The following is a 16,742-nucleotide window of genomic DNA, read 5'->3' as shown; positions in this document are numbered from 1 at the left end:
AGGAAGCAATGAATGCCTTCCACCCGCCGCGTCGCCGTGTTGCTGGTCCGATTTACGCGGGGACACCGCGCCGACGTGAGTCTGTCCCGTGCACGAACGGGTGGAAAGTGCACGCCTCATTACAGCCGCCTCGGCGATCTGACACCCGTCATCTTCGTTGCGGCGGGTGGAATGCAACCGTTGGGTTACTTCACTGGAATGAAGAACTCGGCACCCTTGTTCTTCACCAGCGTTACCACGAACTTCGCGGGCTTGGTCTTGCTCGCGTTGCGCCCGACGGTGTGAATGTCATCGGGGCCTTCATAGAAGGTGTCGCCGGCTTTGAGCGTTACTTCCTTGCCGCCTTTCACGCCCATCACGATCGAGCCTTCGACCACGTATACGTAGCTGTGGGCGTCGTGGCGATGCACGGGATCGACTGCGCCCGGCGGATAGTCCACCGTGATCATCAGCACTTCCTTGCCGGGGATGTCCTTCATCTCCTGGGTCATCAGCGGCGTTACCTTGGCGTCTTGTGGGGTGCCGTGCGCGGCAGCGTGCTGCGTCATCGCTGCGCCTGCGGCGAACAACAGCACCAGCCCGATATTTCCTGCAATCTTGATCATGGTCTTTGCCTTCATTGGTTCGATGGATGAATCGTAGGAGTGGGCGGTGCGGCGTGGTAGGCCTGCGATACGGATCACGGTGTTGTCTGCAAGGCACCAATCGCGGAGCGCATACTCACGCGGGCCGTCTTGCGGACTCATGCCGGTGGTTCGTCTTCCACGGGATCGAAGCGCGCGCCCCCTTCGAGGGTGCGGTGAACGGGGCATCGCTGCGCGATTTCCAGCAACTGTGCGCGTTGCACCTGCGTAATGGCTCCGTCTATCGACACCCGTCGACTGAAGACATCGGGTGGAGACGCCGCCTTGTCCTTCCGGTGGTTCACCGCGGTGCGGATGCGTGTGACCGGCCAGCCCTTGCTGTCGGCATAGTGGCGCAGCGTCATGGTGGTGCAGGCGGCGAGCGCGGACGACAACAGGTTGTAGGGCGTGGGGCCCGATCCGAGTCCGCCCGCAGTCGCGGGTTCGTCCGCGAGCCAGCGCGAGCCGCCCGAGCGCAGCGCGAGCTGGAACTTTCCGAGGCCCGTTTCTTCCGCTTCTGCATCGGCTGCGACAGGGTGCCCAGCGGGTGGCTCGGGCATGTAGCGGGCTGCCCAAGTCGCGATGAGGTGTGCGACCTGTTCGGCGTCTTCGCGCTTCGACAGCAGGTGGTCCGCGTCATCGAGCGAGACAAAGCTCTTGGGATGCCTGGCTGCCAGAAAGATGCGTGTGGCGTTCTCGATGTCGACTGTGCGGTCTTGCGGTGCATGAAGCAGCAACAGCGGCCGGCGCAGAGCTGCGATGCGCGCCCCCGAATCGTGTTTGCGCAAATCGTCCACGAAGGCCTTGCCGACCAACATTGGCCGTCCGACCACCTGGACCATCGCCTGTCCCTCTGTGTCGAGCCGCGCAAGGCCCGTGGGATCCAGCAGACGCAGCACCTGCGCCACGTCGAAGGGCGCGGCAATGGTCGCAACGGCATGTGCGCTGGCAATTCGGCCCGCTGCAGCCAGCATGGCGGAGCCACCGAGACTGTGACCCACGAGCAAGCGAGGCGGCATTCCGGCAGTCTCCATGGCGCCGGCGGCAGACACCAGATCCTGCACGTTCAGCGAGAAGCTCGCGTCGGCAAAGCTGCCCTCGCTGTCGCCCAGCCCCGTGAAGTCGAATCGAAGCACGCCGATGCCTGCGCTGGCCAACTCCCGCGCGATGTGCACGGCCGCGAGGTTGTTCTTGCCGCAGGTGAAGCAGTGCGCAAAGAGCGCCCAACCCCGCTGGATGCCTTCCGGCATTTCGAGACTGCCTGACAGGCGGAGTCCGTTCTGGTTGAGAAACTCGAAGGAGCGAGTGGGCACGGGGCGTGTTCCTGTGTCTAGAGCAGACGCGTACGAATCGGGATGCCCGCCTTCAGCGTCAGGGTCACCGGGGTTCGCTCGGCGACGTCGGCCAGGCGCGCCTTCTGCGCGTCGTCCAGGCCGAAGATGCGCAGCGACCTTTCGATAACCATGGCGTTGTCTACGCGCGCAAGATGAAGGTCGACCTGCACAGATTCGAGAGGCCAGCTTTTGAGGTCCGCATACATGCGGAGCGTGATGGCGGTGCATGCCCCAAGGCCGGCAATCACCAGTTCGTAGGGCGTGGCCCCTGCGCCCTCGCCGCCGAGGAAGGAGGGCTCGTCCGAGACGAGCGTGTGGCCGCTGGCGAGGTCAATGTGCGTGTGATAGTGGTCGCGTCCGATGCGGGCGGTGCCTTGGGCCATGGTCAGGACTTTTCTTTATGCGGAAGCTGGGCGCGAGGAAGGCGCGTCCGCAGGCAGGGGAATGAACTCGCTGTCGCCGGGAACGCCCGCAAAACGCTGCGCACGCCAGTCGTCATTGGCCTGCGCAATGCGCTCTGCGGAAGAAGAGACGAAGTTCCAATAGATATGCCGTGGCTCGGCAAGCGGTTCGCCACCGATCAGCATGAGGCGGGTCGCTCCGGCCCCGCGCAGCACGAGTTCCGCCCCGGGCTTGAAGACCACGAGTTCGCCTGCTTCGAAGCGGCCCGCCTGTCCAACGACCTCGAACGCCCCCGACACCACGTAGACCGCACGTTCGACGTGCTCCGGCTTCACCTGATAGCGTGCGGCGTTTTTGAGCATGATGTCGGCGTAGACCATGTCCGAGTACGTGCGCACTGGCGAGACCAATCCGTCGCTTCGCCCCGCAATCAGCGTGAATGCAGCGCCGTCCGATTCGGTCTTGGGAATGGCTGCTGCGGCGTGATGGAAGAAGCCCGGTTCGGCCTCTTCATGCGCCTTCGGCAGTGCCACCCAGGCCTGGATGCCGAACAGCGACGCGCCTGCCCGGCGCTCGGCCTCGGGCGTTCGCTCGGAGTGCACGATGCCCGAACCCGCGGTCATCCAGTTGACCTCGCCGGGACGGATCGCCTGCACGTTGCCCAGGCCGTCGCGATGCATGATCTCGCCAGCGATCAGGTAGGTGACCGTGGCCAGGCCGATGTGCGGATGCGGCCTCACGTCGAAAGCCTGGCCCGCCGTGAAGGTCGCGGGCCCCATATGGTCGAAGAAGATGAACGGCCCGACCATCTGCCGATGGGCAGAGGGCAAGGCCCTTCGAACCTTGAAGCCGTCTCCGAGGTCGCGCGTCGGCGGCAGGATGACGGTCTCGACGCCAGCGACCTTGCTCTGGCGAGTGGTCGTAGCGGGGCTCAGTGCGCCGGGCGCCTGAACGGGAGCTTTGCTCATGTGATGGTCAACGGAGTTGAGGGAAGCGAATCGCTGCTGCGCTCACGCTTGGGGCGCGGTCGAGTCGCGCCAGCACAGCGCGGAGAGCACGGTGCCTTCGCCGTCGATCTCGAACTCCTCGGGCAGGGGGCCATCGATGCGTTCAAGTTGCACGGCACCGGCCAGCCGCTCGCGCAGGTCGCGCGCCCATCGGTTGCCGTGCGCCATCCAGGCGGGACTGATCTCATCGCCGTCCAGCGAGGGTTCAAGCATCACGATGACGCGCAACGCGGGCCCCTCCGTCGCTTGAATGGCCCACAGCCGCCGAACGGCAGGCTGCTCGGCGTACCAGCGAGCCAGTGCACTCGACGTGGCGCAGGCGGGCTCGAGGGCTTGGAGAGAGGATGTCAACGACAGTCTCATGGCGTGCCCCGGCATTACTGCGGCATGCCGCTCTCGGCACGCAGCGCCGCTTGCACGCCGGCGTCGCCGTCCATCATCCGAACGAATCGGGCGAGGTTGTCCAGGCCTTGCATGTCGACCTTCTTGGCTGCCGACCAGCGCGAGAGCACGAAGAGGTACGGGTCCGCGATGGAGCGCTCGCCGGTCAGCCAGTCCCGTCCATCGAGTTGATCGTCCAGCCGCGCGAGGTACTCGCGCACATGGCCGCGCGCGTTGTCCGCAAGGACGGGGGCCATCGCCGCGTCTTTCAGGAAGCGCTGCGGCGTGAAGATCGGTTTGAACGCTTTGTGCACATCCGAGTTGAGAAAGCCAAGCCAGCGCATGACCTCGGCGCGGGCGCGTGGCGATCCGTCGCCCAGCAGGCGCGCCTCGGGGTACAGGTCGGCCAGGTAGCCGAGGATGGCGACGTTCTCGGTAAGCGACAGGTCGCCGTCAGCCAGCAGCGGCACCGTACCGCCCGCGTTGATGGCAAGGTAGTCGGGCGACTTGATGCTTTCCAGGCTCATTCGCACCGGTTCGTGGTCTGCGCCGATCCACTGGAGAACGATCAGGTCGGCGAGGGAGCACGCGCCGGGCATGTGATAAAGCTTCATAGGTATCCGTTGGGTTGAGGCGAGCCGTTCGCTTCTGGTGCGAGAGCGAGCTTCGCGTTGGGCAGTAGAGGTTTGCGAACGATTCGATGCTAGGCACGCGTGCGCCACGGCGGTAGCCCCGTGCCGGGGTGCACTGTGTTGTCACCGGCGCACCAATCGTGATGGCGGCTGGGGCCATTCACTTGCCGATGTGCATGGCGCGTCCCACCGAAAGTCCAAGCGCGCACATCGCCAGGCAGAGCGCCAGGCAGGCCGTCAGCGGCATCGTCCAGTTGCCGGCGGCCTCGTGGAGGTAGCCCACCAGCGTGGGGCCGACCGCTGCCAGCAGGTAGCCGATGCATTGCGACATGCCGGACAGCGACGCGGCGATCTGCGGATTGCCGGCGCGCAGCCCGACGAACGCCAGGCTCAGGATCAATGCCGAGCCCATCCCCATGCCGAACGCGAAGAGCCACAGCGGCGTCCATGCGGGCAGGACCAGCAGGCCGACCAGGCCACACGCACTCAGCGCGGGCGAGGCAAAGGCAATCCAGCGCTGATCGGGCATGCGGTGCAGGAGCGGCATCAGCAGCAGCGCGGGCACGGCCCCGGCCAGTTGCATCCAGCCATGCAGCGTCCCGGCACGTGCGCTCGAAAAGCCGGCCTCCTGGAGAATCGAAGGCAGCCACGCAATCGCCGCAAAGTAGATGAAGCAGGTGAGGCCCAGGTATCCGGCCACTTGCCAGGCCAGCGGGGCCTTCCACACCGAAGGTCCGTGCCTACCCGTGACGAGGCCCGGCGCCGAGACGGTTCGAAACCGAAGTTGCGGCAGCCACAGCAACGCGGCGACAAGCGGCAGCACGGCGACCGCACCCAGCGAAGCCGGCCATCCGGCGCCAAGGACATGGTCCAGCGGCACGGCCACGGCGGACGCGATGCCCGCAGCCGAGATCATCGCGAGTGCGTAGCCGGCCGTGAGCTTCGCCACATGGTGGGGGAAATCCCTTTTGAGCAAGCTCGGCAACAGGACGTTGGCGATGGCGATCGCACCGCCGATCACGCAAGTGCCCGCATAAAGCGCCAGGACCGTGCCACCCGAGCGCACGGCGATGCCGGCGACGAGCAGAGCCAGCGATGCAAAGAGCACGCGCTCCAGGCCGAATCGCCGTGCAATGAGCGCCGCCAGCGGAGACACGAAGGCGAACGCAAGAAGTGGCAGCGTTGTCAGCAGGCCCGCCTGCGAGGCACTGAGCGCGAAGCTCTCGCGCACCGGCTCGAGCAGCGGGCCGAGCATCGTGATAGGTGCTCTGAGGCTGGCCGCGATGAGCAGGATGCCAGCGATGAGAAGCGCCGGGCGAGGTGAAGATTCTGGCGGTGGTGAGGAATGCATGGGGGTCGGAAATGAAGCGGATTCGTCGCCATGCTCGGGAAGGCCATGGGCCAGCTGCGGCGCGACCTCGCACACGGGCGCTAGAACCTGCGGGCGTATCGAAGCTGGACGAAGTTCTCGCCTGGGTTCGGATGCTTGATGCCCGCGTTCGAGAAGTGTTCGAGGCGCAGCGCGATCTCGTGCCGGCGCTGCTCGCCGAAGCTCCGACCCACAGCCAGATGGGTGCCGAAGTTGAAGCTCGTCGAGAAGCTCTTCTGCCGGGTCTTGTAGACCGACGAGGTGGCGGTCACCCCCAGGCCGGCTTCGAAGAACCACGGCGAAGCGCCATCCGCGGGGCGATAACGCAACACGGGGATCAACGCGAGTTGCGACAGATGCGAAAGCCCCGCCCGGTCTGCCGACTGAATCTGCCAGTAAGCGTAGGAGGCCTCCAGATAGCTGCTCAGCTCGCCAGGGCCCAGTTGCCATCGATAGGGCAGGTCCCAGGTCAGGCCCGTCGTGAGCGTGCGGGTACCCTGCGCCGAGCCAGATTGGGCGAAGAGGGAAGACGGGTGGTGCGAAGGCGCATCGGCGCGGGCCACCTGTGAAATGCAGGCGCTGATGCAGAGAAGAACCATCGCCGCACCATGTCGCCTGCGACGGAGTTGCGGTAGCCGGAGATTGAATCGAAAAATTTGATCGGACATTGATTTACGGATGCAGCGAGCGGTGGGTTCAAGGGCGATGCGCATGGGCCAATGGCTGTGTAGAGCCCACGGTGAATGCAAGCGCGGCATCGGCAGGCGCAGCCGCTGGCGCATCTGCCGGTGTTTCGAAGCGCCCGCCAAGGCGATTGCCAGCCGGATCCTCGAGGGTGCCGCGCGCGATGAGCCGATACTTGCCTGCGTTCCATCGAGCGTGCGGCGTGAACGTCCAGGTGCGCTCGCCGTCTTTCAGCAGGGCTTCACCACTCACGCGCCGGCCATGCGGGTCGGCGATCGCGATGTAGTCGGCTTCCCGGCCATCGATGGGCTCGCCAAGCGTCACGACGAGCGGTTGCCTTGAGCCGGCGTGCACTGACGACAAGCGCCATCCGGACACCGCCGGACCGCTCGTGTCCGCGGGCCCGACGCGCCAGTGCTGGATGGGACGGCCGTCAAGCGTCAAGGTCACATCGTCTCCGTCGACAAGAATCGGCCCCAGCACCTCACGGGCGTTCAGGCCGGTCTTGACGCGGCCTGGATGCATCAGGACGGTCAGGATCCGGCCGTTGGGCGACCAGAGCTCCTGCTCGAGAAACGGTTGCGCCAGCGGCTTTCCGTCCGGGCGCACCAGCTCCAGGCTCGGCAGCACCGGGCCTTCGATCCGCGTTGCGAACTCGATCGACAGGCGCAGCAGGTTGGCCGGCACCTGGCCGGCGGAAGGCTGGACGCGCACCATTTGCGCAGCCTCGGGTGATCGCGCGGGTGGTGCGGCATGCGACGCACCCAGCGTCACGGCAAGCGCCACGGCGCCGCACAGTCGGCGAAGACGCACGGCTTACTCCGATGCCTTGATCAGGTCGGGAAAGCCCTCGTCCTTCAGCAGCATGTCCTGCCGGGGCTTGATGTTCTGCAGCTGGAAGTTGTCGCCCTTGAAGCTGTACTCCGCGAAGGCGTATTCCGAGACGTGGTCGGTCAGCCGGAAGCTCAGTTCCTTGCCGATGGACACGAGTTGCAGCGCGTCCTTCTCAAGCCGGCGCCGCACGACCACGAACGATTTTTCATCCAGGTTGTCCAGCCGCAGCGTGCCGGCCAGCGGCGCCTGCATGACCTCGACACCCGCCAGCTCTCCGAAGGGCACCTGCTTGTCCATGCCGGGCCTGGCACCCGCGGCCTCCAGTTGCGACACGGGAATGACGTTGGACACGCGATCGAAATTGGCCAGCAGCAGGAAGTCTTCGGTCTTGCCCTGCGCCGTGCGCGAGTAGGAGATCATGTCCGCCGGCGTGTTGCCGTAGCCGAGCTCGGCGACGGTCTTGCCGCGAATATGGGCGCCGTCCCTCAGGTCGTCCAGCGGAATCGTCACGAGGGGAGTGCAGGTGTAGGCAGCCACGAGGTAGGTCTTGCCGCCCCAACTCGCGAAGCTCATCGCACGCACAGGGGCGCGTGTCTCGATCAGGTTGTGGCCCGCGTGGTAGATCTCCACCGAGGTGATCGACTGCTTCGCGTCGAAGGGGTACTTCACCCGGCGCAGCGTCGAGGCGAAGTCTTGGTTGGAGAGGCCGGCCACGAAGAGTTCGCCTTCTCGCCACTTCATGTCCGTGACGGTGAAGCTGCGCTCGGGCGTTTCCTTCCAGAAGCTGTAGTCCGAGGTGGGCGCGTCGCGCAGCGCGACCGATGTCGAGGCCGCCGCCTTCAGATCGACACGGCGCGCCTTCTTGTCGCTGGTGACCATGATGAGCGCCGGCGTCTTCGCGGTGCCGTAACTCACAGCCACGTACACCTGTGCGGTGCCAGGCCGCACGACCATGTCCTCGACAGTGACCTTGGCACCGCCGACTTGGGCGGACAGCAGGCTTTCCAGGTCGAGGACGTTGAACGCCGTGCCTGCCGGCTGCTGCTGTGCCGCCGGTAGCGAGATTGCGTGGACGCGGGCGGCTTTCCAGTCGGCGATAAACAGAATGTTCCCGGGACCTGCGGCAAGGCGGGAAATGGACTTCACATCCGCCGCCGCGGCGTTGAGTGAAGCACCGAGGCAGCAGGCGAGGGCGGTGATGACGATGCGCAGACGCATGGGGGACTCCTTGAAGGGTGTGTTGGACTTCACCGATCCTAGGAATGAGCGGCCCTCGGCGGTAGGTATTCGCGAGGGACCACGGCGTTGTCTGCGAGGCACCAATGCGTCCTCGGACGGGCGGTTGACGAGGCCTACCAGAGGCTCTCGAGCAGCGCGTCGAGCTTGACGCTTGCGTTGTTGCCCAGGTCGGCTACTTCATTGGGGTAGTTCTTCTTCAGCAGCCGGGCCACCTCAGGAAGCTTGGCCCGGTCGAGATCGAAGGCGCCGATGCGGTCAGGCAGGCCGAGCGAGCTCACCACCTGCGAGATGCTGTCGGCCAACCGTGCGGCGGCATCCCCTCCGCCCGAGGCGCCGGAGCTTCCCGCGATGAAGATTCCAAGCTTGTCGCCGTAGAAGTCCGCGCAGGCTCGAATCACGGGTGCCAGCGTGATGCAGGAGGTCGCGCTGTGCGGCAGGCCGAACGTGCCACCCAGGATATGCCCGATGCGGTGGCTCAGGCCGTAGATGACCGATGCCGGCGAGAAGTAGCATTGCCAGGCCGCCAGCTGCAGCTCCAGCAGGTCGTCGGGTGCCACCAGCCCCTTGCCCAGCGCTTCACGCGTCGGCATGGCCTGCGGCCACTTCTTCAGGACTTTCAAGAACCGCTCCAGTCCGCTCGCCGCCATGATCGCGTGGGGGTGCTCCTTCGTCACCCTGCGCATGCCTTCCACGGCGTGGTCCATGCCCTTGATGGCAGATGACAGCAGCAGCGCGCGCGGCGTGTCGGATACCAGCACCGGGTCGATCACGACGACCTTTGGCACTGTTTCACGCACCGCGTAGCTGCGCTTGAATTTTTCCGGACCGTCCGTTTCGGTGATGCCGAAGTAGTGAGAGAACTCGGAGCCCGACAGCGTTGTCGGCAGGGCCGCAATGGGCAGGTAGCGTCCGGTTTTTTCATGATGCAGATGCGACACGGCCTTGGCCGCATCGAGCACCGAGCCGCCGCCCAACGCCACAATCGATTCGGCACCGGCGCCAAGACAGGCGTCGAGGCCGGCTTGCACCGCCACGTCCGGCACGTGCGCCGGCAATTCCATGAAGCTGCCCACCGCCTGCTTCAGGTTGGGCCGCACGCAATCTTCGTAGAGCTTTGTCAGCGGTTCGACGGTGAACACCATCGGCCGATGGATACCGTGCTCGCCGAGCCGTGCCACGGCGGCTTGCAAGATGTGCTGGCCCCAAAAAATACCGTCTTGCGGCAAGCAATTCAAATGATTCATCTCGATCGGCCTCGTGGAAGTCAGGGCCGAAAAGATAGGTCCTTCACCTGCAGCTCACAAGCCGCTCTTTGCCAGACGCAGCGTTCATGTTCGTGGACGACAGGGCTTTGCCGCCCGGCCGCTTCACTCGAAGCTGCGAGGATGGTCGAAGGCGGTGACCACCGGCATTTCCACGGCGAGGAAGTCGACCAGCGAACGCACCGCGGGAAGGAGTCCGGTGCGAAACGGGATCAGCGCCGAGATGCGGGCATCCGCCGCCGACCAGTCGGGCAGCAGTTGCTGCAGGGACCCGTCCCTCAGCTCAGACCTGCAGATGTAGCCCGGGAGCGCAGCGATGCCCAGGCTGGCGCAGGCCGCCTCTTTCAGTGCGACCATGTTGTTGCTTTGAAAGCGCGGGTCGATGGGCACAACGAATTCCTCGTCGTTCGGCCCCTTCAGCTGCCACTGCTGCTGCCCGCTGCGCACCATCGCGACGGTGGCGTGCTGCGCGAGGTCCGATGGGCTTTCAGGCACCCCCACTTGCGCGAGGTAGCGGGGACTGGCAAACAGGTACCAGGGAACGTTGGCAAGGGCGCGCTGCACCAGGGTGGAGTTCTGCAGCGACGCCGTGTGCCCGCGTATCGCAAGATCGAAGCCTTCGCCCACGATGTCCACATACCGGTCGGTCGCGATCTCCACGATGCGCACCTTCGGATACCGGTTCATGAAAACGGGAAGAATTTCGCGAAGAGCGAACTGTGCGATCTCGACCGCCGTGGTCAACCGGATCACCCCGCTGGGTTCGGCCAGGCGCTGGCGCACTGCTTCTTCGGCCACATCGGAGCTGTGCAGCATTGCGACCGCGTACTGGTAGAACTCCTTGCCGATGTCGGTCATTCCGAACTGGCGGGACGTTCGATTGAGGAGGCGCACGCCCAGGTAGCCCTCGAGCTCCTGGACGCGGTGGCTCAGCGTCGACTTCGGCAGGCGAAGGGCCGACCCGGCGGCCGTGAAGCCTCCGCGGTCGACGACTTGGACGAAATAGAAGACATCCTTCAGGTCCAGCATCGCAATCCTGGTGAGAGAGAGAGAGCAGGGAGGCCGCGCGGCAGCGACAGCGCTGTCGCCGAGGATAGCGCTGCAATTGCCCGCCCGCTATCCCTGTCTCAGGCGGCTTCCGCCACCGGCTGCGCCGCCCGCAGCGACCGAGCCACCGAGGCGACGCGACGGCCCTGGTAGGTTGCGACGGCGAGGTCTTCAGCACCGGGCATTACCGAGTCCCGGTTGGAGACGTGGGTCGCGCCATAGGGCGTACCTGCCGCGAACATCGCCGGATCGGCATAGCCCAGCGGCACGATGATCAGGCCCAGGTGAGCCATTGGGCCGTAGAGCGACAGCAGCGTCGCCTCGTTGCCGCCATGCCTGGAAGAGGTCGAGCCGAAAACCGAGCCGGCCTTGCCGTTCAGCTTGCCCTGGAACCAGAGGCCGCCGAGCGAATCGATGTAGGCCTTGAGTTCGGCGGAAACGGAACCGAAGCGGGTCGGCGTGCCGAAGACGATCGCGTCTGCCCATTCGGCGTCCGCCTCGGTGGGGGCCTCGTACTTGGCGTTCATTTCGCTGGCCCGCTCGGACCACTCGGGCACCTGGCGCATGACTTCGGGTGCGACGAATTCCCGCGCGCGGCGGAGCCGGACTTCTGCGCCTTCGGCCATGGCGCCTTGCGCGACGGCCTTGGCCAGGAGCTCGGTGGAGCTGTTGCGGGAATAAAAAGCAATGAGGACCTTGGGTTTGGACATGGGTTACCTGTGTTGGGAAATAAGGAAAAAAAAGTGGATGCCTTGCGCGCTCTCAGACGGCAATAGGTTCCAGCCGAGCAAGGAGTTCGTCCTTGCGATCACGAAGCCACGGCGGCAACTGGAACTCGGCGCCGAAGTGGCCGGGCTTTTCGTCGATGGCAAAGCCGATGTCTGTGGTCGCAGCCTCGAACATCACGCCGCCCGGCATCTTGAAATACATCGAGCGAAAGTAGTTGCGGTTGACCGATTCGGAGGTGTCGATATGGCCCATCGACATCAGCTTCTCCTTGATCTGCATTTGCTGCTCGACGTTGTCCACTGCGAAGGCGACGTGGTGGATCGTGCCTTCGCCGTAGATCGACGATCCCTGCAGGCGGTCCGGCTCGTGGACGAATTCGACGATGGTTCCGGGCTTGCCGTCGGCGGTCTCGAAGCGGTGGTGAGGGCCGGCTTGGCCGGCGTAGTGAAAGTCCAGCGCCTCTTTCATGAAGATGATCGATTCGTCGACCTCGCGCAAAGACAATGTGATGCTGTGAACGCCGCGAATCGCGAACTGCGCCGGAATGTCGTACGCGGTGCAAGGCGCACGCGTGTCGTTGGCCGAGGCCACCAGGTCGAACTCGATGCCGCAAGGGTGCTGGAAGCGCTGGCGCTGCTCTCCGAAGCGCTCGACGATGGCATCGTCGAAGGCCACGCCGCGGGCGCTGAAGCGTTCGCGCCAGAAATCCAGCGAACCCGCCGGCACCGAGTAGTTGATGACCTTGATCTGGCCGGAGCCGCGGCGTCCCTTGACGCCCTTCTGCCTGAAGGGGAACGAGGTGACCAGCGTGCCGGCGTCGCCTTGTGCGTTGCCGTAGTAGAGGTGGTAGACCGGCTCCTCGCCGTCCAGCAGCACCGTTTTCTTGACCAGGCTCTGTCCGAGCAGCTTGACGTAGAAATCCACGTCTTCCTGTGCGCCGCTGACGCAAGCAGTCAGGTGATGAAAGCCCTTAATGATCGACATGTGAGTGCCCTTGTGTGAATGCGTTGGGTGGTGACTAGTGGGTGAAAGAGGCGAATTGCTCGACCGGCGTTTTCTGCAGGGTCATGCAGTTCTCGGGCAAGCCGTTGTTGGCCCAGCCCATCGACATGCCGGCAATCACCATCTCGTCTTGCGGAATGCCCAGCTCAGCGCGCAGCACATGGTGTTGCAGCGACCAGATCTGCTGGGGGCAGGTGTCCAGGCCTCGGGCCTTGGCGGCCAGCATGATGTTCTGGAGAAAGCAGCCATAGCAGAGAAAGCTGGCCCATTCGAGGCGGCGGTCCATCGTGAAGATGATTCCGACCGGCGCATCGAAGAACAGGAACTGCCGCTCCACGTCGCGCAGGCGCCCGGTCTTGTCGCTGCGATGCACGCCCTGGGCATCGCCGAGCTGGCCGCGAAAGGTGTTGAAGCGGCTCGCGTAAGGGTCATGCAGCGGCTGGGGAAAGAACGGGTATTCCGGTGCCAACGTCGCGTGGTTGGCTCGGAACTCCGCAACTGCTGCCTTGGTGACGCGGTCGCGCGCTTCGCCGGTCACGACGTAGCAGCGCCAAGGCTGTGTGTTGCTCGAACTGGGGGCATGGCTCGCGGTCGACAAGATGTCTTTCACCGTGTCGAGCGGAACAGGCCGCTCCAGAAAGCCGCGCTTGCTGCGCCGCTCGCGGATGAGATCGTCGATGGCCGGTGTTGCATTCATTTCCAGAATCTCCATCAGTAGGTTGGCTGACAAGGTTGTCTCTCTATGCTTGGTTTTCTAGTTGGCTGGATCTCGCGAGGCCGCCTGCCTGCCCATGTGCGGGCACACGGGTGGCGGGTTTCCGATGAAGGTGCGCGCCGACCAGAGTTCGGGAAACGGAATCTCTTCCATCGTCGGTGCGAGCCAGGCGACGCCCTCGGTGCCGAAGTAAGCGGGCCGCGCGCCGAAGGTCCGCCGCGTAGCCATCAGGTGCCGGAATTTCCAGTTGCAGAAGCCCTGGGCAATGTCCGCCAGGGTCTCGCCGAGCTGCTGAAGTTCGATGCTCGCGTCGGGGTCGGCGTAGATCTGGCGCCAGACCTGCTCGACTTCCTTGCTGGGGTTGTAGGGAGCGCTCAGATCGCGCGCGAGCAACTCCGCCGGCACGTTCATCCCCCTGCGCCGGAGAAAGGCAAGCACGTCGTCATAGAGGCTGGGTTCGGCAAGCGCGTTGCCGAGCTGTTCCCGGCGATGGGGCTGCGGCTCGAAGTGCTGCAAGTGTTCGGCCTGCTTGATGCCGAGCAGGTAGACCATGTGCCGATAGGTCCACCCCTGTAGCGCCGTGTCCTTGCCGTGCGTGGCGACGGCACGCGAAAGTATCGCGAGCAGGTCGTTCGGCGTCATCCAGTCGATCGAACGCCAGATGGCATCCAGTGGCGCATGGTGCGCAACGACTCGCTGCAGCGTTCGCCAGGCCTGCGGCAGGTTGTCGGCGCGCAGGAATGCCTGGGCTGTCTGGATCTCCTTGATGATGAGCATCCAGTAAAGCTCCGAGACCTGCACGTGAACGATCCAGGCGTGCTCGCCCGGATGGTCGCTGACGGTACGCTGCAGCGAGTGCAGCGTGTCGGTCTGGATCCACGCGCTGTAGGGTGTCTGCCCGCTCGGAGGACGTTCGATGGTGCCGAGGGTTGGGGTGTCGCTCATGGTGTGCTCCTGGTGGTGGGGAATGTCTATGCGACGGCGTGCAGCAGGTTTTCAATCTGCTGTGCGACCTGCAGCAGTGCGCCGTCGCAGCCCGGCTTCGCCACGATCTGCAACCCGACGGGCAACCCGCCGTCGCGGACGGCGAGGGGAATCGAGATGGCGGGGAATCCCGCGACGTTGAAAGGCGCCGTGTAGGTCATCAGCGCCTCGCGCACCGTGCCCGACCAATGGCCGATGTCGATCGATGGCTGGCCCAGCCGCGGCGCGGTACAGGGGCAGGTCGGCAGCACGAGATAGTCGACAGCCGAGATCGCGCGATGCAGCCGCGCAGTGAAGTCGCGCCGCGATTGCTGTGCGCGTGCATAGTCGCCCAATGTGATTGTCTTGGCGCGCTCCAGCCTCTCGATGGTCTCTTTGCCGTAGTGGGCCGCGATGTGATCGGCGTCGTTGCGCCGGAAGTGCTCGACGCCGCCTTCGGTGAGGACGATGTGCGCAAAGGCCTCGAAGACGCCATTGAACAGCCCTGGCTCATCGAGCGCCGTGCAGGCAAAGGCTGCTGCGAGTGCGGCGACGGCGGCGTCGAACGCGGCTGCGACGTCCGCGTCCAACGGTACGGGCGCAATCTCGCGGATGACGCCCAGGCGCGCGCGCGGAAGCGCACTGCCTTGCGGCACCTCGATGCGAAAGGCGCCCGCGAGCATCGCAACGTCATCCACCGTTGCGCCAAGAAAGCCGGGATGGTCCAGCGTCGGCGCCAGCGGAAAGATGCCGCGCGTGGGCAATGCGCCGAAGGTCGGCTTGAATCCGACGACTCCGCACAGCGCGGCCGGTATCCGCACCGATCCGCCCGTGTCTGTGCCGAGGCCGGCCGCCACGGCGCCGCAGGCTATGGCCGCGGCGGCCCCGCCGCTGGAGCCGCCGGGAATGCGCGTGCGGTCCAGCGGGTTCAGCGCGTCGCCGAAGGTGGCGCTGCCCGTGGTCACGCCCCACGCGAATTCGTGCGTGGCCGTCTTGCCGACAGGAATGGCGCCTTGCTCGATCAATGCACTCACGATGTCGGCATCGACGGCCGGAAGATGCCCCAGGTAGGCGGCCGAACCGTAGCTGGTCTCGATGCCTCGGGTGTCGATCAGGTCCTTGACGCCGATGGCCAGCCCCTCCAGTGGGCGTTGCCGGCCCTGCGCATAGCGCCTTTCGCTTTCCGCCGCGGCGCTGAGCGCACCATTCCGATCGATGGTGGAAAACGCGTGCAACTCTCGCTTGCCGGCTTCTGCCGCGTCGAGCGCCTGCCCGATCAGGCCGGAGGCCGTGATGCGCCCCTCGGCAAGGGCTTCGCGCGCGAGGCGAAGACCGGGTGCGCGAGGAACCGCGTTGGCTGGATGGTGCACGGCGTTCAAGGGCAGTTCGCCACGGCGTCCATGTAGCGGGAGTGCGGCATCGAATCGAGCGACGCCTGGATGGCTTCCTTGCACAAGGAAGGACGCCTCGCCAGCACGTCGAAATAGCGTGAGACGCGGGGCAGCGCGTCCCACATCGACGCCAGCCCGAGATAGTTCAGGCGCACGAGGTTCACGCCCCAGAGCGCATCCGCGAGCGAGAAGGCGTGTCCGTTCGTGCAGGCGAACGAACCCGCGGCCAGGTCGCGCTCCAGCTCGTTCAGCAGTTTCCCGGTCTTCTGGCGCGCAGCACGCTGGAAATCCGCATCGCGGCACACGTTCTTGCCGCGGCTTTCCTTCACGATCTTGGCGCGGCAGGCTGCCACCAGCTCGGGCTCCCCCGCGTTGTCGGCCACCAGGCGCTCGAGCGCCATGACCTTGTAGTCATAGACGGTCTGCATCGCTGCCTTGAGCGCTTCGGGCCGCAGGTCTGCATCCGGATGAAAGCCGTAGAGCAGGGCGCCATTGGGGATCCTGTCGACGATGTCGACCTGGCGCATCACCTCGGCGCGCGCATCGGGCGCATCGGGAACAAGCTGGACCGGCTCGCGCGACAGGCCATCGAGGTAGAGGCAGATGCGCTTGGAGTCGGCAATCACGCGGCCGACTTCGTGGTCGACCAGCAGTGGCACGACGCAAGGGTCGAAGCCTTCCGTCTCGACCGAGGTCCGTCCGCTGTAGCCGCTGACGAATTCCCGGTTCAACTCGCGCGCGGCGATCAGGCGCAGGCGGATGTACGCGGGGCTGTAATGTTCGGCCGGAATCAACCCTTCGCTCCCCATGGTGCTCAGGATCAGCATCTCGTTGGAGCGATACGAAAACGCTTTCTCGTGCAGCACCGTGCGCACCTTTTGCGAGCACAGCGAGCTCGCCGCATGGAAGAGTTCGAACCTGGGTTCCTCCCGTCCGCCCACGATGGCGATGCGGGCAGGGTCCGCAATGGAGGAGCGCGCGGCGGCGGTCATTTCGATCAGGGAGGCACGACTGGTCATCACATTCCTCATCTGCCTGCACGGCAGGCACACCAACCAACAATCAATGAGCGGGTTTGCGTCCGATCCGGTTGAGGATGAACGCAGGCAAATCGTAGGGAGCCCACCG

The 16,742-nt window shown here is 65.2% G+C and carries 18 protein-coding genes; all 18 read right to left on the bottom strand.

Going from position 1 to position 16,742, the window contains the following annotated elements; genetic code table 11:
* Positions 1-185: 185 nt before the first annotated feature.
* Entirely contained in the window at positions 186-605 is a 420-nt protein-coding gene (locus J2X67_RS24185; RefSeq protein ID WP_309957262.1) for a cupin domain-containing protein, read from the bottom strand.
* A 137-nt stretch (positions 606-742) separates the two neighbouring features.
* On the bottom strand, positions 743-1,936 hold the full coding sequence (locus J2X67_RS24180) for an alpha/beta fold hydrolase (protein ID WP_309957260.1): 1,194 nt from the start codon (positions 1,934-1,936) through the stop codon (positions 743-745).
* 17 nt (positions 1,937-1,953) lie between these two features.
* Positions 1,954-2,340, bottom strand: coding sequence for an OsmC family protein (locus tag J2X67_RS24175; protein ID WP_309957258.1), 387 nt, complete (start codon positions 2,338-2,340; stop codon positions 1,954-1,956).
* Between the two features lie 15 nt (positions 2,341-2,355).
* Positions 2,356-3,327 (bottom strand): pirin family protein, encoded by a 972-nt coding sequence (locus J2X67_RS24170; RefSeq protein WP_309957256.1) that lies wholly within the window; start codon positions 3,325-3,327, stop codon positions 2,356-2,358.
* Positions 3,328-3,369: 42 nt separating this feature from the next.
* Positions 3,370-3,717 (bottom strand): hypothetical protein, encoded by a 348-nt coding sequence (locus J2X67_RS24165; RefSeq protein ID WP_309957254.1) that lies wholly within the window; start codon positions 3,715-3,717, stop codon positions 3,370-3,372.
* Positions 3,718-3,743: 26 nt separating this feature from the next.
* A complete protein-coding gene (locus tag J2X67_RS24160; RefSeq protein ID WP_309957253.1) occupies positions 3,744-4,361 on the bottom strand; it encodes a glutathione S-transferase N-terminal domain-containing protein in 618 nt (205 codons plus the stop codon).
* A gap of 178 nt (positions 4,362-4,539) precedes the next feature.
* Positions 4,540-5,730: an MFS transporter gene (locus J2X67_RS24155; RefSeq protein WP_309957251.1), complete on the bottom strand. Its 1,191-nt coding sequence runs from the start codon at positions 5,728-5,730 to the stop codon at positions 4,540-4,542.
* An 80-nt stretch (positions 5,731-5,810) separates the two neighbouring features.
* The gene (locus J2X67_RS24150; RefSeq protein ID WP_309957250.1) at positions 5,811-6,461 is read right to left on the bottom strand and encodes an acyloxyacyl hydrolase; all 651 of its coding nucleotides are present in this window, start codon (positions 6,459-6,461) and stop codon (positions 5,811-5,813) included.
* Entirely contained in the window at positions 6,445-7,245 is an 801-nt protein-coding gene (locus J2X67_RS24145) for a hypothetical protein (protein ID WP_309957248.1), read from the bottom strand. Before J2X67_RS24145 ends, J2X67_RS24150 begins: the two co-directional genes overlap by 17 nt.
* 3 nt (positions 7,246-7,248) lie before the next feature.
* A complete protein-coding gene (locus tag J2X67_RS24140; RefSeq protein ID WP_309957246.1) occupies positions 7,249-8,484 on the bottom strand; it encodes a hypothetical protein in 1,236 nt (411 codons plus the stop codon).
* A 134-nt stretch (positions 8,485-8,618) separates the two neighbouring features.
* A complete protein-coding gene (locus J2X67_RS24135) occupies positions 8,619-9,749 on the bottom strand; it encodes an iron-containing alcohol dehydrogenase (RefSeq protein ID WP_309957244.1) in 1,131 nt (376 codons plus the stop codon).
* Between the two features lie 123 nt (positions 9,750-9,872).
* Positions 9,873-10,796, bottom strand: a complete 924-nt coding sequence (locus tag J2X67_RS24130; protein WP_309957242.1) for a LysR substrate-binding domain-containing protein — start codon at positions 10,794-10,796, stop codon at positions 9,873-9,875.
* A gap of 98 nt (positions 10,797-10,894) precedes the next feature.
* Positions 10,895-11,524, bottom strand: a complete 630-nt coding sequence (gene wrbA / locus J2X67_RS24125; protein ID WP_309957240.1) for an NAD(P)H:quinone oxidoreductase — start codon at positions 11,522-11,524, stop codon at positions 10,895-10,897.
* 52 nt (positions 11,525-11,576) lie between these two features.
* Positions 11,577-12,527, bottom strand: coding sequence for a ring-cleaving dioxygenase (locus J2X67_RS24120; RefSeq protein ID WP_309957238.1), 951 nt, complete (start codon positions 12,525-12,527; stop codon positions 11,577-11,579).
* 34 nt (positions 12,528-12,561) lie between these two features.
* Complete coding sequence (locus J2X67_RS24115) at positions 12,562-13,242, bottom strand: nitroreductase (protein ID WP_309957373.1); 681 nt, start codon at positions 13,240-13,242, stop codon at positions 12,562-12,564.
* Between the two features lie 57 nt (positions 13,243-13,299).
* Complete coding sequence (locus tag J2X67_RS24110) at positions 13,300-14,205, bottom strand: tryptophan 2,3-dioxygenase family protein (RefSeq protein WP_309957237.1); 906 nt, start codon at positions 14,203-14,205, stop codon at positions 13,300-13,302.
* A gap of 26 nt (positions 14,206-14,231) precedes the next feature.
* Positions 14,232-15,593 (bottom strand): amidase, encoded by a 1,362-nt coding sequence (locus tag J2X67_RS24105; protein WP_309957235.1) that lies wholly within the window; start codon positions 15,591-15,593, stop codon positions 14,232-14,234.
* A 5-nt stretch (positions 15,594-15,598) separates the two neighbouring features.
* Positions 15,599-16,633: a glutathione S-transferase family protein gene (locus J2X67_RS24100; protein WP_309957233.1), complete on the bottom strand. Its 1,035-nt coding sequence runs from the start codon at positions 16,631-16,633 to the stop codon at positions 15,599-15,601.
* Positions 16,634-16,742: the final 109 nt, after the last annotated feature.

Origin of the sequence: Variovorax sp. 3319, assembly GCF_031456585.1 — a bacterium.
Classification (GTDB): domain Bacteria; phylum Pseudomonadota; class Gammaproteobacteria; order Burkholderiales; family Burkholderiaceae_C; genus Variovorax; species Variovorax paradoxus_P.
Note: the sequence above shows the minus strand (reverse complement) of the source record. Positions and strands in the feature narration are given on the sequence as shown.